Origin of the sequence: Microcystis sp. LSC13-02 (assembly GCA_002282935.1) — a bacterium.
Classification (GTDB): domain Bacteria; phylum Cyanobacteriota; class Cyanobacteriia; order Cyanobacteriales; family Microcystaceae; genus Microcystis.
Genome location: MTBT01000257.1, coordinates 38,277 through 59,901, shown reverse-complemented (window position 1 = coordinate 59,901; position 21,625 = coordinate 38,277). Strand labels below are relative to the sequence as shown.

Below are 21,625 nucleotides of genomic sequence, written 5' to 3'. Positions count from 1 at the left end.
GAATTATGGTGGGAGATTTAAGCCAGTAATCGGCGAGCTAATCCTTGGGCTTGGCGTATATAACCCAATTTGTCAATCACTAAGGAGTGAGTACCGCTATGGTGTTTATTGTCGGCGCTTAAATTGGAACTAATTTGACGTTTTAGCTTTTCAAATTTATAGACAAACCGGGATTTTTTATCCTGAGCTTGTAGATAAGCTGCCACTAAATTACTTTGTTCTTCAAATACTCGCCAGTGGGTGCCAGTGGGATGAACCATTCCGATGACAAACAGGTTATTTTCCTCTGGGTGAAAAACATTCATATAGAGGTTGGGCTGGGTGGTTCCTTCTTGCCAATTCAAATCCGATTTGTCAATAAAAGAAAATTCAATTTTGTAACCAGTTGCGTAGATAATCAGATCAATTTCTTCTGTACTGCCATCGGCAAAAATAACTTTCTTTCCGTCTAATTCTTGGATATTAGGCTTATGGCTGACATCTCCATGCACATAATAACGATAGATTTGTTGGTCACTGTTGGGAATAATTAGACCGTTACTTTTACAGTCTGTAGGAATATTGAGCTTTTTGAGATTAACTCCTTGTAAAAATAGAGCTATTGGGGATAATAAAGCCATCATTTTCATGTGTTCTTGGGCTGGAATTAGATTCATAATTGGCGTGTTAATCATCACCCATTCTGGGGGCAAACCAAACAAAAATTTCGGCATACAGAGAAAGCCACGACGGGTACTATGGAAAGTTTTACTACCATTGATAGCCGCTTCGACGACTAAATCCATGGCTGATTGTCCCGCTCCAACTACTAGGACTTTTTTAGCATTTAGTTGAGCAGGATTATCATAATCTTTTGCATGGATAATTTCACCGTCAAAATGACCAGTAAATTGAGGAATATTCGGTTTATTGTGATAACCACTAGCGATTAAAACTCCTCGGTATCGTCTGGTTTCTTGGTTGCTAAGGCTGACATCCCAAAAGTTACCCACCTTTTTTACTTTCTCTACGCTGAGATTAAATTCCATGAAATCATAGAGATTGAAATGAGCGGCATAATTGCGAAGATATTCATAGACTAACCGATGATTGGGATAATCTGGGTAATCTTTTGGCATGGGAAAATCGGAAAAAGGTTGTGTGGTTTTATGGCCAATTAGATGCGTATTTTTATACATTGGACTATCGGGACGGTCATAAATCCAAATACCCCCAACATCCTGAGCAGATTCGATAACATTAAAGGGAATTTTGGCTTTGCTTAAGGCTCTAGCCGCCGCTAATCCTGCGGCACCAGCCCCAATAATACAGTATTGCTCTTTGTAATCTAAAGTCATGATTTTTCTCCCTTGAATAATTGGTTAATTAGGCAGTCATTTGTTCAGGAAACTCTCGTAAACTTTGGCAAATTATTTTCATAATTTTCTCCGTATGTTGATTGATAAAGAAATGTCCTCCTGGTAAGGTATGCAGGACAAAATCTTGATTGGTTTGCAGTTGCCATTGTTGTAATTGAGGTGCAGAAACCTTGGCATCGTTGTCGCCTCCAAAAACGGTAATAGGACAATTTAAGGGTTGACCTTGTTGATAAGAATAGGTCTCTAGGAGTTTGAAATCTGCTCGTAAAATTGGTAAAAAAGCCGCCATTAAATCGGGATTTTTGAGGAGAGTTTCCGGAGTTCCTTGAAAATGACCTAAAGCTGCTAAAAATTGCTCATCTCCCAGACGATGAATGGGTAAATCGGGATTGACAATTTGAGGCGCTCGAAATCCAGACATAAATAAATGTTGGGGCAGATTTTGCCGAGTTTTCGCTAATTCTCTGGTTAATTCAAAACTGATTAAAGAACCCATGCTATGACCAAAAAAAGCATAAGGTTGGTCTAAATAGGGAGTCAGAATCGGAATGAGACGATTAATCAGGGATTTTAGCGATGTAATCGCAGTTTCCTGAAGGCGCGTTTCGCGTCCGGGTAGTTGAATCGCCCAAAATTCCACTTGCGTGGGGCAGTAATTCAGCCAATTTTGGAATACGGAGGCACCCCCACCGGCGTAGGGAAAACAAAATAGACGAATGCGGGCGTTAGGATTAGCTTGTTTACGAATTAGCCAAAGTTTCGGATCATTAGAGATATTTTCGGCTTTAGTCGTCCTGATTGGTTTTTTCTGTTTTGAGGGGAGAGGAGTTTTGTTGCTAGTTGCAGGTTGGGAGTTTTGGGTGATTAAGTTGAATATTTGCGGTAAAAACTGCTCAATACTCAATCCCGTTAGGTATTCCACGGGAACAATAATTTTTAAATCCTCCTCTAGTTGACGTCGTAATTGACTGGACATGAGAGAATCTAAGCCTAAACTAGAGAGCGGTTGCTTGGTATGTAGCTTGACCATGGATAAACCGGTAATCTGTTCTAAAACACCGATAATGTAGGTTTCTAGTTGTTTAAGCTGTTGCTCTGCGGGTGTGGCCAAAAGAGAGTCAAGGGTAATTAGATGACCAGAAGATGATGCAGTGGTGGTTTTGACAACTTCTGGCGGTTGAGGAGGTGTTTCTAGGAGATATTTCGACAATTTAGGCAATAATTGCGCTTCTTCTGCGGTCAAGTCGCCTCGGTCCAATAACTGTTCAATTGAGGGGGAAGAATTGGTAATCAGGGTTAAAGGTAAAGTGTTTTCGCCTGTTTTTAGCCAATAACTACTTCTTTCAAAGGTGTAGGTCGGTAAGATACAGGGTTTACTGTCTTGATTGGCCGTTATCTCTTGCCAATTCAGGGCGAATCCCCGCAGATAAAGCTGACTGACACTCTCGAGGATCTGTTGTCGGTCAGAGGTTTGACGACGCAAACTGGGCAACCAAAGACAGGGATGATTTTTATCCACTACGCTGCCCATGGCCGATAAAACGGGATGGGGGCCGCATTCGACAAATACCTCATAACCGTTGTCCAGTAAGGTTTTTATCCCATCGGCAAAGCGAACAGAAGACCGGAGATGACGACACCAATAATCGGCAGTAGTGACCTCAAAATTGACTAAGTTGCCATTAAGGTTAGAAATTAAGGCTCGTTGGGGGGGATGATAGGTGATAGTTTCAGCAATTTGTCGGAACTCGTCTAAAATTTCCTCCATCAGAGGGGAATGAAAAGCTTGAGAGACATTTAACGGGGTAATTTTCAGATTTTTGACCTGAAGCTGTTTTACCAGGGTTTCTATGGTCTCTGCAGCACCGGAGAGGACAATATTATCCTGACCATTAATAGCGGCAATAGCTACCTGAGATTGATAGGGAACAATTAAGGGACTAATTTCAGCTTCACTAGCGGAGATAACGACCATTGAGCCACTTTTTCCCACAGAATCCATCAATTTAGCCCGATAGAAGACTAATTTTAAGGCATCTTCTAAACTAAAGACTCCAGCAACACAGGCGGCCACATATTCCCCTAAACTATGACCCATGACCCCATGGGGGGTAATTCCCCAGGATTCCCAGAGTTTAAAAAGGGCGTATTCGAGAGCAAATAGGGCAGGTTGGGTGTAAAAAGTTTGATTGAGATGATTTTCTTGGTCAATAATCTCCGTTAGGCAATAGTCCCCATATTGACGGAGAATTTGATCACAGCGATCGAGTGTTTGACGAAATAGAGGATAGGATTGGTATAGTTCCCTTCCCATACCCGGGTATTGAGAACCCTGTCCCGGAAAGAGAAAGGCAATTTTTGCCCGATTTTTGCCACTAAATTCACTTTTTTGGCGAAAAGAACTCGGTTCACCCTGAACGAAAGCGGTTAATTTTTCTTGAAGTTGGCAGTGACTAGAGACAATACAGGTGAAACGATGGGGTAATTGGGAGCGACTGCGATTGCTAGTAGCACAAATGGAGCTTAAAGCAATATTGTTAGCATTTTCTAGGTAATTTGCGTATTTTTGGGCTAGTTTGATTAAAGCCGATTCGGTCTTGGCTGAGAGGGTGAACAGATAGGGCGATGAATCAGCTGCCGCAGTCGTTTGAGGTTCGTAAGGGTATTCTTCGAGAATAATATGGGCATTAGTGCCATTTAAGCCAAAAGAACTAACTCCAGCTAAACGAGAAGAATTTTCACTAACCCATTCACGGTTTTTAGTCGGAACTTTCAGCGGCTGATTTTCCCAGTCTAGATGGGGTGTCGGTTGCTGGAAGTGGAGATGGGGGGTAATTTGTCGATGTTGCAAGCATAAAATCACTTTCATCAGTCCGGCAATACCAGCGGCCGCTTCTAGATGGCCGATATTAGTTTTGACGGAACCAACCCAAACCGGTTGGGAATTTTTAGCAAAAACTGTCGATAATGCGCCTAATTCAATGGGATCGCCCAAAGAAGTGCCAGTTCCATGGGCTTCAATATAGCTAATGTCCTCTGGCTTTACCTGAGCATTTTTTAAAGCCTGACGAATCAATTGTTCTTGACTAAGTTGATTGGGAACTGTTAAACCGCTACTCATACCGCCATGGTTAACGGCCGAACCTTTAATTAGTCCTAAAATCAAGTTATTATCCCGAATAGCCGCAGATAAAGACTTTAAAACTATAATACCGCCGCCTTCTCCCCGCACATAGCCATTTGCTGTTTTATCAAAGGTTTTACAACGACCGTCAGGAGACAACATCTGGGCGCGGGATTCCATGATAGTAACGAAGGGAGTTAACATTAGGTTGACTCCCCCGGCTAGGGCAACTTCACACTCGTTATTGCGTAAACTTTGGCAAGCTAAATGAACAGCGACTAAAGAGGAGGCACAAGCAGTATCAACCGTTAAAGTTGGGCCATGAAATCCAAAAAGATAGGATAAACGTCCTGAAGCTACACTTTTAGCATTTCCCGTTCCCGTATAGGCATCAATCAGATCGGGATGATGGCTAAAATGGGAGTAATCTTGAGTCATCATGCCTATAAATACCCCCGTTTGACTTCCTCGCCGATTTAAGGGTGATATTCCCGCATTTTCCAGAGCTTCCCAGGCTAGTTCCAGCAGTAACCGCTGTTGCGGATCCATTTGTGCCACTTCCCGGGGAGAAAGACCAAAAAAATCAGCGTCAAATTGATCTATCGGTTGATTTAAGAAGCCACCGTGACGGGTATAGACTTTTCCCCTCGCATCGGGTTTAGGATCGTAATAATTGTCAATATTCCAGCGTTGCGGCGGAATTTCGCTGATGGCATCGGTTCCTGATTGCAATAATTCCCAAAAAGTTTCCGGGGAATTAGCTCCCTGGGGAAAGCGACAGGACATACCAATAATTGCAATTGGTTCATTCTTGGCTTTTTCTAGGGTATGTAGCTTAGTTTTTAAGACCTTAATTTGATTTAAGGCATCTTTTATTAAGCTCAGTTGATCAGGTTTGGCAGGTATTTGTGTCATGGTAAACAGGTTATTTAGATAGGGTTTGAGGTCTGCTTTTCTAACTCAAGGAATTTAACTCCTGTAGCAGTAAATCGGACAATTCTTCTAGGGATAAATCTTCTTCGTTGAGCAAATCAAGATTACTATCTTGATTTGCTCCTATTGCTAAGGGTTTTAAACTAAAGTCAAGGTCAATAACTTCAGCTACCAGATAATCGACCAAACTGGTCACTGTTGGGTATTTAAAAGTGATAGTTGCCGCCAGAGATTTACCTAAATCCTTGGCTAAACAATTGCGTAATTCCACCGTCATTAAAGAATCCATTCCCAACTCAAAAAAACCTTGGTCAACTTTGGTAAATTCTCTAGCCGGAATACCGAGAATTTCCGCTACAATCCCTTGAACATGAGCAGTCAAAGCCGCAAAACGCTCCTCAATTGGTACTGTCATTAAGACATCAATAAAATTATTGTCTGGGGTTAATTTTGGGGCTGAAAAACTCTGGAAATCTCGTAATAAAGGTGGAATTTTTTGATTCTCGAAACTGTTAAAAAAGCTATTCCAATTGAGAGAAGCGACAGTTACCTGTGTCCGAGAAGTCTTCAGCAATGTTTCGAGGAGATGCAAACATTTTTGGGGATCAAGAGGGGTAAAACCCTGTTTAATTAGCCTTTTTTTCGCTTTTTCGCCTAAATTTTCGGCCATACCACCCTCTGCCCAGGGACCCCAATTAATGGTCAGGGCCGGCAGTCCTTGCGCTTGACGATAATGGGCTAGACTATCTAAAAAGGCATTAGCACTAGCATAATTACTCTGTCCAGAAGACCCTAACACCGAGGCCATCGAGGAAAAACTAATAAACCAGTCTAAATCAACTTCTTGACTGAGGAGATGCAAATTCCAAGCGCCGAGTATTTTGGGGGAAAAGACGCGCTCAAATTTCTCCCAAGTCTGTTTGGATAAGCTGGCATCCTCTAACACCCCGGCCGTGTGAATAATTCCTTTTAAGGGGGGTAACTGTTGCTCGATTATCTCAAAAGCCCGACGCATTTGGCCAAAGTCGCTAACGTCGGCGGCAAAAACTTCTACATTGGTTCCCTCTTGTCGCCATTGGTCTATAATTGGTTGGGTTTCTGGAGTTATTCCCCGGCGACTTAGTAAGACGAGGGATGTTGCTCCTTTTTTCCTTAACCAATTAGCCACTTGCTGCCCTAAAGCGCCTAGACCACCACTAATAAGATAGGTGGCATTTTCGGCAATTTCTCGGTTTTTTAGCGACGATTTCGGGATAAATCGCCCTAAACGAGCTACATAGCTCTGGCCTTGCCGCCAAACGATTTGATTTTCCTCCTCCGAACTTTGTAAAGATTGGAACACCTCTAGGGCTAAGGTGTGGCTATCCTGAAATTTATCTCCATCTAGACACAGACAGCGCAATTCTGGGTGTTCTAGGGCAATAGTCCGTCCTAATCCCCAGAGGGAACTTTGGGCAAGGGCAATCACTGTGGGCTGAGAAGGAATGTATTGAGCCGATTGGGTGACAATATAGAGCCGAGGAGAGTGATTAACCTCTATTTTGCCTAGTTCTTGCACTATTTCCAGCAAAGTTCCACAAATTCGCTCTTGAGTGGCCGCTAGGTTTTGATTATTTTCCAAAGCTTGGTCGTCATCGATTCCCCAGAGATAAATTAGACCTTGATAGGGTTTTTTGAGGAGATATTGCCAAGTCTGGCGATTGTTTTCGGTGATAAGTTGGCATCTATGCCCTTGTTGCGCCAATTTTTCGGCTAATTGTTGCCCTACTCCCTTTTTGTCAGCAAAAATTAACCAATCTCCTGTTTCTGTCCAATCTATTCCCGTCAAGTCCGTGGCTTGCCAAGTAATTTCGTATAAACTATCATTGAGGTGGTTGGTCTGGGAAAAGAGGGTTTCTGGCCGGGCCTGTTGAAAGGTTAATCCGTCAATTTGGCTAATTAATTGACCCGATTCGCTGAAAATAGTCAAATCAGCGATTAAGATGCCGTTTTCCCAATTGCTATGGCTGAAGCGACCATGACAGTATATAGAGGTGTCCTTAACTCCCGAAAAGGTCAATCGATCAATATTAGTGGGAAGATAGGTGGTATTCCCCGCAGGAAATAGTGCCGACATAGCGTGAAAGCAACCATCAAGTAAGACAGGATGTAGCTGGTAATCCACCGCTTGCGAGAGTAGATGGGAAGAAAGTTGAATTTTTGCGACAATTTCGGACTGATTGCGGTAAAGTTCCTGGATAACTCGAAAACTTTCCCCGTAGTTCACTCCTTTACTTGAACAGTCCTGATAATGCTGTGCAATTTCGATTTTTTGGTGACAACGGTTCCGGATATCTGTCCAATTGCAGCTGGGTAAGTCCTGGTTTTCATTGGTTAAATTACCCGATAGATGCAGTAGGGAAACTTCCCCTTCCCCAAGACTGAGAATCTGAAATTGTCCCCCCGCTAGTAAGCTTAACTGTACCTTTTTACTCTGGTTTTCTGAGAAAATTAAGGGTCGATTCAGACTCAATTGACCAATAGTAAACTGCTGATTGGGATATTGTTGACCGGCTGCCACTATAATCATCTCTAGATAGGCCGCAGCCGGGAAAACTACCTGGCCAAAAACTTGATGTTCTTGCAGATAGCTCGGATAGCACGGAGAAAGAGAGGATTGATAGTGAACATCCTTTGACCCCAATAGATGCAGCGGTTGCTGTAGGAGAGGGTGGAAAGCTGCTACTGTCGGGGTTTTTAGCTGAGAATCAATGTAATCTAACCAATAGCGTTTTCTTTGGAAGGGATAGGTCGGTAAGGGGATTTTTTCGCGTAAATAATCCAGGTCGAATCCATTCCAGTCAATTTTGACCCCTTTTACATAAAGGGTCGCTAAACTTTGGAGTAGGGTTTCCCAATTTGACTGTTTTGGCGATAAACTAGCTAACCAGAGACCTCGCTCAGGGAGATTTTGCTGACCTAGGCTAATTAAGGTGGTTTTTGGGCCAATTTCTAGGAATATTTCCGTATTTAACTCTCCTAATCTTTCTATACCCCGGGCAAACTCTACGGGAGAAAGTAGATGATTAACCCAATATTGGGAAGTTGCTATCTCTGCATCGATAACATCCCCAGTCAGATTAGAAATAAGGGGAAGATGCGGAGAATGATAGGTGATAGTTTCGGCAATCTTGGCAAATTCCCCCACCATACCCGTCATTAAGGGAGAATGGAAAGCATGGGAAACCGCTAAAGTCTGACTTTCAATGCCTCTCTGATTAAAGTTAGTGATTAAATGGTTAATAGCCTCAGTTTCACCAGAAATGACCGTATTTTCGCGACTATTGACCGCAGCAATGGTACAGATGCCCCTAATCTTCCTCAGATGATTGGTCACGGTGTCGGAATCGGTAAAAATTGCCGCCATTATGCCGTTTTTCGGTAATGTCTGCATTAAGCGTCCCCGATGGGCAATTAACTTCAAACCGTCTTCTAAGCTAAAGACTCCCGCTAAACAAGCGGCCACATATTCCCCTAAACTATGACCGATGAGAGCATCGGGTTTCACTCCCCAAGATAACCAGAGTTGGGCGAGGGCATATTCCAGAGAAAATAGGGTAATTTGACTGTAAAAAGTCTGATTAATCAACTGACTGGTTTTTTCGTCACCATATAACACTTGCAGTAAGGATTTCACCCCATAGCTCCGTAAAATTTCGTCACATTTCTCTAAAGTTTGGCGAAAAGTCGGTTGCGTTTCGTAGAGTTCCCTGGCCATTCCGGGATATTGTGAACCCTGTCCCGTACACATAAAAGCCAGTTTAGGGGCTTTTTTCGAGGTTAAAAGACTTTTTTGACCTGAAAAGCGATTTTCACCCCTAATAAAGTCTTTTAAAGCTTGCTCAAGCTGTTTTTGAGCCACAAAGGGAATAGCTAAACGATGCTCAAAATGCGATCGCCCAGTATTAGCGGTATAGGCCACATTTGCCATAACCGTCTGGGAATTTTGACCTAAAAAATCGTAGTAGCGTTGAGCTAATTCCCGTAAGGCCGGCTCACTTTTCGCCGAAAGGGTAATTAAATGACAAGGACGTTCTAAATGAGGTTTTTCGTCACCAAGCCGCTCAAAATTGCTTTCCTCAACGATTAAATGGACGTTAGTACCACTCATCCCAAAAGCGCTCACCCCAGCCCGTCGGACTCCTTCTCGGACCAACCAAGGGGTAAGAGTGGTGGGGATTTTGACCGGCAGCTTTTCCCAGGGAATATAGGGATTAGGGTTCTTAAAATGAAGATTAGGGGCGATTTGCTGATTTCGTAACTGTAAAACTGTCTTAATTAACGCCGCAATCCCCGCAGCTCCTTCCAGATGCCCCATATTAGTTTTCACGGTTCCCAAAATCAGGGGGTTATCTTGACTATGACCCTGGCCATAAATTTTCCCTAAGGATAAAACCTCGATGGGATCTCCTAAAGATGTACCTGTACCGTGAACTTCGACGTATTGCAGATCTTTAGGTTCAATTTTGGCTCTTTTGAGGGCTTGCCTCAGTAAAGCTTCCTGTGCCTGACCATTGGGGGCGGTTAAGCCATTACTTTTTCCATCGTGATTGACAGCCGAACCGCGAATTTGGGCGAAAATGAGATTGCCATCTCGGAGAGCATCACTGAGACGTTTTAAGACCACGACACCGCAACCTTCGCCCCGACCATAACCATCGGCCGAAGCATCAAAGGTTTTACTGCGACCCTGGGGAGAAACGGCTTTTAACTTACAATTACTAATCGCAGTGGCCGGGGTTAACATCAGATTTACCCCCCCCGCTAAAGCGAGATTACATTCTTGGCCGCGCAGACTTTGACAGGCCAAATGTACTGCCAAGAGGGAGGAGGAACAGGCCGTATCAATTTGCAGAGTCGGACCGTGAAACCCAAATAGATAAGAGATTCTGCCGACGGCAATAGCGCGACTGGTTCCTAAACTGTTGTAAGCATCAATGTGATTGACTACGCCTTGATGAAAACACAATTGGGCATAATCATCGCGAAAAATGCCCATAAATACGCCAGTTTGACTATTAATCAAACTTTCTGGCGCAATAGCCGCATTTTCTAGGGATTCCCAACAGACTTCTAACATTAACCGTTGTTGCGGATCCATGGCGGCGGCTTCCCGGGGTGAGATGCCGAAGAAAGCTGGGTCAAATTCGTCAACTTTGTCTAAAAATGCCCCTTCCCGACTATACATTTTACCCGGAACATCGGCATCTTGGTGATAATAATCAGCAATATTCCAACGTTCTAGAGGAATTTCCGTTACTGCATCGATGCCATTAACCAATAACTGCCAATAACTCTCGGAATCATTGACTCCTGCGGGAAAACGACAGCCTATCCCCACAATAGCGATGGGTTCGGTTTGCGCTTTGACCATTGCATCGAGGTGTTTGTATTGTTCTAAAAAAGCTTGTTTTTGTTGATTCATATTGCTAACAACTCTTGTTATGTCACTTTCATCTCAGGTTATGCGTGGGAAAAAGTCACGGATAAGCAGGAAAAACCTTGATACTGTCGGGATGGGAAAATTTAGTGGCATAGTCACAATTGTCCCCATGACTCTGAGGTGGGGGATAGGTCAAGGGAAATTAGCTATCCTATCCCCACCAGCGATTAACTAAAGAAGGCAGAGATTTCTTCTTCGGATATTTGGGGTAAAATTGCTAAAATTTCGCTTTTTTCTCGATTATTTGCCGATTCAGCTGCGATGTTGCTTTGATTAATCTGGTTAGCTAAATATTCTGCCAAACTATCAATAGTGGGATAATTCCAAACAATGGTGGCTTCGACGGGAATTCCCGACCAATCGGCCAGATCTTGGGCTAATTCCACGGCAAAAATTGAATCTAAGCCAAAATCAGCAAAAGACTGGCTGGTTTGGATAGTGGCTGGATTGACCTTTAATTTCTGGTGTAACCAATTACCTAACCACATTTCCACCTTTTCGGGAGTTTGTTGGCTAAGAAGGGACTTTTTCGGACTAGAGGGGATATTTACTCGGTCTTGCGGCGGTTGACTAGCAATTTCGACCAGAGAAGTTTCAGCTTGAGGATGAGTCTGTTTAGCTTCTGGTTCCAACATCAATAACTCGTCGAGTTGATAATCGGAACCGTCTAGACGTTGTTCGATATCATCAATAGATTGAGTATAATCGAGGATACGATCGCGGATAGTCGCCACCGAAGAAGCAAAGTTTTCTTCGGGTGTTCCCCGGAGAGCTTTCTGCACACATAAATCAAACTGCAATTGACTCCAAGCTAGGGCATGACTGTACTTTTCCCCGGGGTGAATTTGGGACATTTTCGCCGTTGTTGCTACTAAAGCGGCGTAACAACCCAATTCTCCGATTAAAGAATAAGCCCAAGCTAAGGCGGCAGAACGATCACCCCAGAGATTAGACTGGAGACAACGCTGATTAATAGATTGGGCAGTGCTGTGGAGTTGCAGGGCAATTTCGGGCGCTTCCAGAACTTTTGTCAGAAATTCGCCTAATTTGTCCGTATGGGTGATACTTTTGCCCAAAAAGATTTTCAAACTCTCGTTAGGACCTTCGCCAATTCGTAAAACTCTGGCATCCCGGAGAATTTGCGGGGCAAGATTAGTTTCCATGTAACCTCTACCCCCCAGCATCTGAACAAGACTATCGGCCGCTTCCCAGAGGTAATCAGCCCCCGTAATCTTGGCAATAACGGCCATTTCCCTGGGAACGGCAACTTTTTGGTCTAATGCGGTGGTAATACACTTTAAGAGACTGGACAAGGCCACAGTAGCCCCAGTTAAATGGTCAAAACGGGCTAAAGTAATCGGACTTTCTAGCAATTTACCGGTAGCGATCGAACGACGGCTGGCATAACGTAACATTAATTGTAAACAGCGTTTCATGCCGCCAACTCCCATCATGCCAATGCCTAAACGGGCATAAAGTAAAGCATCGTCGGCGGGTTCAGTGCCATTGCCCAATTCTCCCAGCAATTGCTCTTTAGTGACTAAAACATCCTCAAAATAGATGGCATTTTGCATAATTCCCCGTAATCCCATAGTTAGGGATTCAGGTCCCAAACGCAGACCGGGGGTACCTTGACGGACAAGAAAACCTGTCAAACCGTTATTCCCCGGTTCTTCCGAATCAAGCAAACGGACAAAAACATTAATCATTCCGGCCCAAGCGGAACCATTCCAACGCTTAATGCCGCGAATTCGCCATTTATCTCGACCATCTGGCACCGCAACGGTACTAATTGCCCCGATATTCGCTCCTGCTTCGGGTTCCGTCATGCCAAAGGAGGATAATTGTCTTCCTGTCGCTAAAAGAGGTAATAATTCTTGCTTGAGGGAAATAGTCCCGTAGTTGAGCAGCGGACGGATACCTAAGCTGTTATTGAGACTCACCATCGTCGCCAAGGTTAAATCAATGGCGGCTAATTGTTCCATCACCTGGAGAAAATTGCGATTATTAAGGGCTATTCCCCCGTATTCTTCAGGAATCTGCATTCCCATCAGTCCTTGATTGCCAAAATCCATGACAATATAGGGCGGCACACAACGACGGTCATCAATCAGATGGGAATTAATGCGAGTTTTGGCGTAATCTCGCAACCAAGTCAAGATTTGCTCGGTTTTTTCTTGACTAGCGGTTGTGGGGTCAGCTTGGTGACTGCTGAGGGGGGGGGTTAGCGTCGGCATAGGGGATGAAATTAGTGGAAGTTGCTGGTTTAAATACTGTTGACGGCAAGCGTGGCGTTGAATTTTGCCGCTAGAAGTTTTGGACAGAGATGCGGGTTTGATAAAAGCGATATCGTAAACTTGCAATTCGTGTTCTTGAAAAACGGCTCGACGAACTGCTTCTAGGGCTTTTTGCTGGTTAAAACGGCGAATTGCCGTTCTTTCTACCTCTTGAACTAGGACTAACTTTTCTTCTGCCTCGATTTCTACGGTAAAGGCGGCAGTTCCACTGGGGCAAAAGTCGGGATAGCATTGTTCTACGGTCTGTTCGATATCCTGGGGATAGTAGTTACCGCCGCGAATAATCATCAGGTCTTTCAAGCGTCCGGTGATGTATAGTTGACCCTGATGAATAAAACCTAAATCCCCTGTACGCAAATAAAAACCCTGTCCAGCATCGGCGATAACTGCTTGAAAAGTTTTTTCTGTAGCTTCGGGATGTTGCCAATAGCCTTGGGCAACGGTTTTGCCTTTCACCCAAATTTCTCCCACCTGCTGGGAGGTACAGCGTTGACAGGTTTCAGGATTAACAATGGCAATTTCTGTGTCGATTTCTGTTTGTCCACAACTGACTAAGGGTTGAGAATTTGGGCTTTTTTCCGTAAAAACGATTTGATGACGGTTTAAAGCGGCTTTTTCCACCCAGCAGATTTGAGGAACTTGATTTTTCCTGACAGCAGCAACTTTTAAGGTGGCCTCGGCTAAACCATAACCCGGACAAAAGGCGGCAAACTCAAAACCACAGGGGGCAAATTTACGAGCAAATTCGCTTAAAATTTCCATTCTTACGGTTTCTGCGCCATTTAAAGCCACTTTCCAACTGCTTAAGTCTAAATCCGTTAGCTGCTCCTCTTTAATCTTGTCAAGACAACGTTTATAGGCAAAATTAGGGGCGGCAGTGTGGGTGGCCTTGTATTTGCTGATGGCATTTAACCAACCGAAAGGACGTTGTAAAAAGGAAACCGGAGACATTAGATAACAGGGAAATCCTCGATAAAAAGGCAGTAAAATGCCATAAATTAGCCCCATATCATGAAAAGTTGGCAACCATGTCACCATAACGCTCTTTTCATCGTGTTCCCAGCCTAAATCTAAATCTCGGAGGTTGGTCAAAAGATTCTCGTGATTGACCATCACTCCTTTGGGAGTCCCCGTGGAACCAGAGGTGTATTGTAAAAAGGCTAAGGTATCTGCTTTTATCTGAGTGGGGTGGTCTTCGGCTAAACTTTTGCCGATTAAGCTATCCGTAGCTAGAAAGGGAATATCTCTGTCTAGTTGTGTTTTTAATTGGGCTAATTCCGATTGTGTGCTTAAAAGTAAGCTTGCTTGCGAATTATTAAGAATAGAAGTTAAGCGAGCCATCTTTTGGTTTTTCTTGGGCAAATTAACTGGAATTGCCACTACTCCTGCTAATAAACAGCCGAAAAACCCACTAATAAACTCTAATCCCGAAGGGTATGCTAATAAAACTCGTTCTCCCGGTAATAGAATCGATTGTAGAATATTTGCGATCGCTTGAGCTTCTCGAAATAATTCCCCGTAGGTAAGGCGTTTTTCTTCGGTTTCCCCATCGACTAAAAAGGTATAAGCAGTTTTTTGGGGTTGGTATTGGGCGCGATAACGAATAATTTCGACTAAATTGCTTATTTCTGACAAATTAAGCTTAGTATCTAAACAAAGGGTCATTGTTTCACTCCTCATTATTAAATGGAATCGAAGACAAAGATTTAATCCCCTCGCACCGAGACAAGTTTCTGGTGACGGAGAGCGAATGGAATTCTAGGGGTGATTTGGGCTTAAATTAAAGGTTTCTCCGTAAATTTCGCCATAGCAGAGCTTCTGAGTCCCAAAACGTCCCCCATACTCGCTCAAAGGTTCATCAGCGTATCCCAGGGCCAACAGACAACAGACATCGACCTTATCGGGAATTTGGAAATACTCGCGCAAGGGTTTAGCCACAAATCCTTCTAGGGGACAACTATCCACCCCCAAGCTTTGCGCCGCTATCATGAGATAAGTAACCGCAATCATAACTTGTCGGTTGCTCCAAGCTTCTGGAGACTGATAACAGGGTTTAAATTGGAAAAAAGGCGGAATGGCCATGTGCATGAACTTGGCCCGTTTTTCGGAAATCGTCCCCTCTTGCTTTCCTAACTCAATCACTTGATTAATGTAACCACGATGGTTAACTTGGCGATCGCCACAACAGATTAAAACCACGGGTGCATCGACCAATTTATCTTGTTCAAAGCCGAATTCTCGCAATTTTGCCTTATTTTCTGGTTCTCTAACCACAATAAATCGCCATGGTTGCAAATTATAACTAGAGGGTGCTTGGAATCCTAAACGAAAAATTTCCGCTAAAATTTCTTCGGGAATGGCATCGGTGCGAAATTTACGAGTAGAGCGTCTTTTTTGAAATATTTCAGCAATATTCATCATCTAACCCCTTTTATAAGACGTTTTCAACGGTTTAACCTAAAAAACTTTCGGGAATGGCCGGTCCCCATTGATAGAGAATATCTAACCCACCCGCGTGAAGTTCTGGCTCGGTAGTTTGCTCGAAAAGGTCTCCATCGGTAAAATGTTCAATGAGGCTACCGAAAGGATCTTGCCAATAGTCAAACACTTGACTTCCCAACAAATGGCGACCAATTCCCCACACAGGAGTCCATTCTTTTTCTCGTAACCAATCGTGGCCGATTTTAATAGAGTCAAAATCTTGCACCTCGAAGGCAGTATGATGGACTTTGGGGTGAGAACCTTGCAACATGGCGATGGTGTGATGATCAACCCATTCCTCTCCCCGTTGACAACGAAGAAAACCCCCGACTCGTAAACTGGGATGGCCGTAATAAATTAAATCTGTTGCTTTTAAGCCAAAAGTCTGCTGATACCAGTGATAGCTTTCCTCAAAGTCTTTGACATCAATAGCTAGATGACCTAGACGTAAAATAGGTGCGGGTTCTTTTTTCGGCCTTTGGGTGCGACCTAAACGGGTTTTCTGACTAGCGTGATTCCATTGCAAGGGTTCAGGAATCGGCAAAGGTTCCACTTCCTCGATACCGTAGACCAATTCTAGGTTAAAACCGTTGGGGTCAATAATTTTGATGCGCTGACCCCCACCAGGGGTGAACATCCTTTCCACAGGAGAAGCGGAGGCTAAAGTGGCTAGTTCATGTAAAACGGATTCTGATGTCGCTTCTAGGGCAAAACTGACAAATTTAGCTTCTTTTCCCCATTCTACGACATAGACAAACTGTTTTTTGCCTCTACCTCGCATATACAAGGCTGTATCGGTTTTAACCGCGGTAATCAGGCCAAAATCCGTCAAAAAACGTTCACAGAGGTCTAAATCCGGATGTTGATAGGTAACGTAGGCAATATCAGCAATTTTAGTCATACTCGGTCATCCAGTGGAATTGTCTAATTCGGCACAAAATAGCCAGGCAGATAGCGGTCAAAGTGCTGCCATAGCAAGGGTGAAAAGACTATAAGAAAATCTGAACCTTGTTGTGGTTGATTATTCCATTGTGGGTACACCCACAGTCAACGGCTAATTTTTCTTGCCCTCAATTGCTATCCCAGACTGGAGTTTGAGTAACTTGGGGGTGGAGAAAAACCTTGGGGAACTTCGGGGTTTTGCGGAAAATTTTTTTGAGAGATGTGGTCAAGGTTGTCTACCTCGCATCAATTGGACTTATTGAGAAAATATTCGCACCAATTGAGAATAAACAAAGGTTTCATAAGGGTTTCAGGCGGTGCAATGCTGAAGTAAATCTATTTTTTGAGGTACCCTCTAGAAAAATCCGCTATCGTTCGAGTAAGCAAGTCAGAGAATATTGGGATCAGTGGCAGCGGCAAAGATTATTTCTGTTTCCACTGCCCAAATCTTCCTCCGCAATGAATCTTGTTACACCTGAATGGCATCAATTGAAAACTTGCGAACTGGCAGGTCAAATTTTTCCCGAACGGTTGGATTTAGCATCGCCGTTAAACAAGGGATCGAAGCTTGCACTCAAAAAGGAGGATAGGAAACTCACTGTTTTAAGTTTATTCCCTAACCAAATCATTACTTAAATTTCTCAATTACCAACAAAGTCCTTAATTACTAAACTTGAGATCATGTCTAGAAAAGTTACTTATGGGGATATTCCCAGGCAAAGAACCAAATATCTGCTTAATGCTCTGTTAAAGTTTGCTAACTACGAGGTTGATAATTGTGAAAATCTGGCTATTAAATTTAGCTGGATTAATGAGAAAAAATTGAAAATTCAAGCCGAACTTAATGCTTTAGAAATGCTGACAGAAAAATGTGGTCAAAGGCTGGAGTTATGGCAAATTCGGGATGCTTTGACGGAATATCTTAACGAAAAATTTTTAGGTATTTTGGAAGATCATCGTCTCAATAATCAAGGAAAAATTCGTACTTTTCAAATTACTTTTTGGCAACGGGGTCATGATATTTTAACTAACCTAAGGAGCTTTGATCAAGAGTGGGCAAACAAAAGTAAACATCAATCTCCCGCAATTGCTGCTATTTTCTCCTCTTTAGATGAGGAAAAACAACAGGATTACCAGACCTATATTAAAGATTATGTAAAACGTCCACCTCTGGAGGAAAATTGTCTCAAAGTTCTTCAGCAAGAACAATCGTTGCTAAGAATTCGCGCACCTCATAATAGTGGCAAAACCCGTTTAGTTAATTGGTTAGTCCATCATCTCAAACAAGATAATTATCAACCAGTTATCATTGATTGTGAGGAGGAAAAAGCTACTATTGCCCTTAGTTGTGAAGACTTGCTGCTGTCGATTTGTCGTACCATTACCCAAGAATTAAAGATTAACGAATCTCTTCTCGATAAATTTTGGTCTCGTCCCGGAACTCCTGCCCACAAAACTCGACGATATTTAGAGGAATATGTTCTCCAACCCAGCGCTAATCCGCTGGTTTTTGTCTTTGAAAAATTTGATACAATTTTGGAAACTGAAACCCTCGGTAATGAAATTTGTGGTATTCTCAGAAGTTGGCATGAAAGACGTTCCCCACCTTGGCGGAAACTGCGCTTAATTATTATTCATTCAACGGAATTTTATAGCAACTACGATTTTTATGCCTCTCCCTTAATTGGTGTAGGTTATGTGGCTAGTTTATCGGATTTTAATGCGGAACAAGTTCTCTCTTTCGCTCAAGTTAATGGCATTAATTGGACGTTATCAGATGTTAACAAGGTCATGAACTTAGTGGGAGGTAATCCTTATTTAATTAAGTTAATCTTGGTAAAATTGCAAGAAGGGAATTCTCTAGAAAAGGTTCTAGATGATGCCTTGCAGGGACGAGAGCCATTTCAAAGTCATTTTTTCCTACTGATGAGATATCTGAAAAGTAATGCTAACCTACGGAATACTTTTAGGCAAATTCTTCAGAAAAAAGCTCTGACTCCGGCTCAAATGAAAGGAGAATCTGTCCAATTTTTGGAACGATTGGGACTGATCGACAAAAATTATGATACCCTAGAGGTGCGTTGCAATTTGTATCAAGTATATTTTGACGACTTGCTTGATTAGTCTCGTTGAGATTCCAAGTGAAACTGAATTGAGTTTTCAAGTTTTGCTTCTAACTTACTCTTAACCCTCACAGTAATTGGTTCTCGATTAGATTCGGATTCATTATCTACAAACCTGAGGGAATTCCCTGAGGTGAAACTGGCCGAAAGATTGAGGTTTTCTAAATATTCTTGTATCAACTCTGAAGAAATTTTATTCTGGGATTGCAAGGCTCTAATAGCAGCTATAAATGATTGGGCCGCATCATAACTGGTAGCGGTTCGCCAGCTAATATCTTCTTTCCATAAAGCTTGAGCATCTCTGACAAAATTTTGGGACTTAATTAGATGGGAAAACCAAGGCACAGCCAAAACTAAATTATCAATAAATTTACCGCTATCAACCAACATTTCATGTTCATACATGGAATGACTCCCTAAAAGAACTAGCTTATTTTTCAGATCTAGAGTGGTGCTGGTGTTCAACTGTTCAAGAGTATGGGATAATTCTACTAGCACAGAAGCTGATTCCAAACTGGGAAATAAGACAATTCCTCTAACTTGATCTTGGGAGAATGCTTTTAAAACTTCTGCGTCAATATCTAGGGAAGATGCTAAATCAATTACTTTAGTGATTTTACCGCCTTTTGTTTGGAAAGCTTGACGAAACTCTTGAGTAAGTTCTTGGCTATCAATCTGGTTAGAATTATTAAAAATAATTACCTTATCTAGATCATGTTTGCTGGCGTAATTAGCTAAAGTTTCACCAATTTTTTCATTGGTGATAACGGTTCTAAAAAAGTATTCACTCTCAATTACATTCGAGGAACTTGTAGAAGAAATTAAAGTAATTTTGGCTCTTTCATAGATAGGTAAAGCCGCTAAGGTGGCTTCACTAGAATAATGTCCAATTACTCCAATAACTTTGGGGTCTTTAACGATTTCCTTAGCGACTATCTTAGCAACTTTTTCATCATTATTATCATTGGCAATAACGATATTTAAAAATAAGTTATTCGCATTTGTCGGTAATTGGCTATTAAATAAATATTGTGCTTGAGCAATACCTTTAAGGATTTCTTGGGAAATTTCATTTTTTTTGCCACTGGGAATAACCACCGCCAAAGTCACATAATTATTACTTAAATAAGCGATAGCATTATTATAATAAATCAAGATTTCTGCATCTTCAGGATGAGCAAGATAGGCTTTTTTGAATAACTGTTTAGCTTCCAAATAATTAGCATCTTGAAAAGCCAAAATACCCCGATCTTTATAAAAATTTTCCTGTTTGATAAGTAGCTTTTTTTCGCCTTGGCTAAATAGTTGAGGCTCCTTAGTATAGGGGATTTTATAAAAGTAAGGTAGCAGCCATGACTGGTAAAATCCCAACCCAAGTAAACCTGTAACAATGGTAGTAAATATTCCCGCTGCCACCATAAATAAACGAGATTGTTTTTGACGAGTAATGCTTTCAGATGCGGCTAAAAAACGATAATCGACACTATCTAATTCTTTATCTTCTTGCCATTTTTTAGATTCTTCTAACTTTTTCCCTGTCAGTAAACAACTTGTATCGGTAAAATTTGAGTCTTCCCACTTAGCAATTTCCGATTGATAAGGACGACTAGCTGCTAATACATTATATAACCATTTTTGATTAAAAATTGCCTGATAAATAGCATTAGCTACTCTAAGATAGCCCTGATTATCGACGATAACTAATCCAGATAGTAATAATTCATCATGTTCTGGTGTGTTACTCGCTTTCACCAATTTACCTTTTAAAACATTAGCATAAACCCTTAGTAAATACCCTTGGTCAGGATGATAAATAAGTCGCTCTCTTATACTTGATAAAAAAGCAGGTTCATCTTTTTTTTCCCAGTTATCAATAATGTGTTTATAAACAAAATCTCGCATCCAAGCTGATAAGAGAGACCGAGGTATTTGAACTTTAAACTTGGCCATTAAATAACACAATTTTTGAGTTAGAAAAGGTTGACCATTAGTCCAGCTAAAAATTTCTTGTAGAATTTTTTGAGGGGAAACACTCAACCCTTCTAGTCCTTCCATCAAGGGTTGACAGTTATCTTCTAACGACAGTCCATTTAATTCAATTGCTTTACCAATATTGAAAGGAGTTCTTTGACTATCCTGAATTAATTGATTGGGGGTAGCCGTGCCAATTAAAACAAATGAAATACGATTAAAATCTGAATTAACAACTCGCTTTTCATGACAAGACCTAATGTAAGCAAAAAAGTCATCAGTAGCAAAAGGTAGTTTTCTAACCACATCAATTTCATCAATAAAAATAACAATGCTGGTTGAAATTTTTCTCAATAAAATTTCTTTAATAAATTGTCTAAGTAACCCAACATTAGAAACAGATTGACTGGCGATCCAAGATTCTAAATCCGCCATGTTTAGTTTTAATTGTTCGGCAATTTCAAGAATTAAGGACTGATACCAGCTAGATTGATCTACTGATGTCCCTAATTCATTTAAATCTATACGGGAACAGGCAACTCCTTGGACTTCAATTTGAGTTTGGATGCGTACCGTCAAACTTGACTTGCCCATTTTGCGAGAATTGAAAATATAACAATACTGACTGTTCATCAGAGCTTGGTACAATTCCAGATCAGCCCTTCTATCCACATAGCTGGGATCGGAAGGAGATAGGGTACTAGAAAACTTATAAATAGTCTCTGTGGTTCCGTTTTCTTGCATATTTCGCTATTTTATTGATCAGATAACCAAAACTTGGGTAAGTAATACCAGTTTGAACTACACTAACCCCGGTGATAAATCCAGAAAAAAACCGCGCTCACTCATAGCCAATTATTGGTAAGCTAGTTCTACTCTGAATGAGATTAAAATATTTTCTTAGGGTAAACTCA

Annotated in this window: 9 protein-coding genes; 2 read left to right on the top strand and 7 right to left on the bottom strand. The window is 41.9% G+C overall.

Going from position 1 to position 21,625, the window contains the following annotated elements; translation table 11 throughout:
* Nucleotides 1–17: 17 nt before the first annotated feature.
* The 6 genes from BGL89_RS16435 to BGL89_RS16410 all read right to left on the bottom strand — a co-directional run bounded on the left by BGL89_RS16435 (nt 18) and on the right by BGL89_RS16410 (nt 16,576).
* Complete coding sequence (locus BGL89_RS16435) at nt 18–1,337, bottom strand: flavin-containing monooxygenase (protein WP_286826617.1); 1,320 nt, start codon at nt 1,335–1,337, stop codon at nt 18–20.
* A gap of 28 nt (nt 1,338–1,365) precedes the next feature.
* Entirely contained in the window at nt 1,366–5,397 is a 4,032-nt protein-coding gene (locus tag BGL89_RS16430; RefSeq protein ID WP_286826616.1) for a beta-ketoacyl synthase N-terminal-like domain-containing protein, read from the bottom strand.
* 40 nt (nt 5,398–5,437) lie between these two features.
* Nucleotides 5,438–10,879 carry a type I polyketide synthase gene (locus tag BGL89_RS16425; RefSeq protein ID WP_286826615.1) on the bottom strand — a complete coding sequence of 1,814 codons (5,442 nt, stop codon included), beginning with the start codon at nt 10,877–10,879 and terminating at the stop codon, nt 5,438–5,440.
* A gap of 185 nt (nt 10,880–11,064) precedes the next feature.
* The gene (locus BGL89_RS16420) at nt 11,065–14,859 is read right to left on the bottom strand and encodes an AMP-binding protein (RefSeq protein ID WP_286826614.1); all 3,795 of its coding nucleotides are present in this window, start codon (nt 14,857–14,859) and stop codon (nt 11,065–11,067) included.
* Between the two features lie 93 nt (nt 14,860–14,952).
* Entirely contained in the window at nt 14,953–15,612 is a 660-nt protein-coding gene (locus BGL89_RS16415; protein ID WP_286826612.1) for a nitroreductase family protein, read from the bottom strand.
* A 34-nt stretch (nt 15,613–15,646) separates the two neighbouring features.
* Complete coding sequence (locus BGL89_RS16410; RefSeq protein WP_286826611.1) at nt 15,647–16,576, bottom strand: VOC family protein; 930 nt, start codon at nt 16,574–16,576, stop codon at nt 15,647–15,649.
* Between the two features lie 254 nt (nt 16,577–16,830).
* On the opposite strand from BGL89_RS16410, the gene BGL89_RS16405 reads away from it, so the two are divergent.
* Together BGL89_RS16405 and BGL89_RS16400 are read left to right on the top strand one after the other, a co-directional pair.
* Nucleotides 16,831–17,253, top strand: coding sequence for a hypothetical protein (locus BGL89_RS16405; protein WP_286826610.1), 423 nt, complete (start codon nt 16,831–16,833; stop codon nt 17,251–17,253).
* A 45-nt stretch (nt 17,254–17,298) separates the two neighbouring features.
* Nucleotides 17,299–18,741 (top strand): AAA-like domain-containing protein, encoded by a 1,443-nt coding sequence (locus BGL89_RS16400; protein WP_024970310.1) that lies wholly within the window; start codon nt 17,299–17,301, stop codon nt 18,739–18,741.
* Here BGL89_RS16400 and BGL89_RS16395 read toward each other — a convergent pair.
* Entirely contained in the window at nt 18,738–21,455 is a 2,718-nt protein-coding gene (locus tag BGL89_RS16395) for an AAA-like domain-containing protein (RefSeq protein ID WP_286826609.1), read from the bottom strand. The two genes, BGL89_RS16400 and BGL89_RS16395, sit on opposite strands and share 4 nt — an antisense overlap.
* Nucleotides 21,456–21,625: the final 170 nt, after the last annotated feature.

What these genes read in the sequence shown, in the direction of transcription:
- BGL89_RS16435 (WP_286826617.1), bottom strand. Translation starts at nt 1,337, where the DNA reads ATGACTTTAGATTACAAAGAGCAATACTGTATTATTGGGGCTGGTGCC.
- BGL89_RS16430 (WP_286826616.1), bottom strand. Translation starts at nt 5,397, where the DNA reads ATGACACAAATACCTGCCAAACCTGATCAACTGAGCTTAATAAAAGAT.
- BGL89_RS16425 (WP_286826615.1), bottom strand. Translation starts at nt 10,879, where the DNA reads ATGAATCAACAAAAACAAGCTTTTTTAGAACAATACAAACACCTCGAT.
- BGL89_RS16420 (WP_286826614.1), bottom strand. Translation starts at nt 14,859, where the DNA reads ATGACCCTTTGTTTAGATACTAAGCTTAATTTGTCAGAAATAAGCAAT.
- BGL89_RS16415 (WP_286826612.1), bottom strand. Translation starts at nt 15,612, where the DNA reads ATGAATATTGCTGAAATATTTCAAAAAAGACGCTCTACTCGTAAATTT.
- BGL89_RS16410 (WP_286826611.1), bottom strand. Translation starts at nt 16,576, where the DNA reads ATGACTAAAATTGCTGATATTGCCTACGTTACCTATCAACATCCGGAT.
- BGL89_RS16400 (WP_024970310.1), top strand. Translation starts at nt 17,299, where the DNA reads ATGTCTAGAAAAGTTACTTATGGGGATATTCCCAGGCAAAGAACCAAA.
- BGL89_RS16395 (WP_286826609.1), bottom strand. Translation starts at nt 21,455, where the DNA reads ATGCAAGAAAACGGAACCACAGAGACTATTTATAAGTTTTCTAGTACC.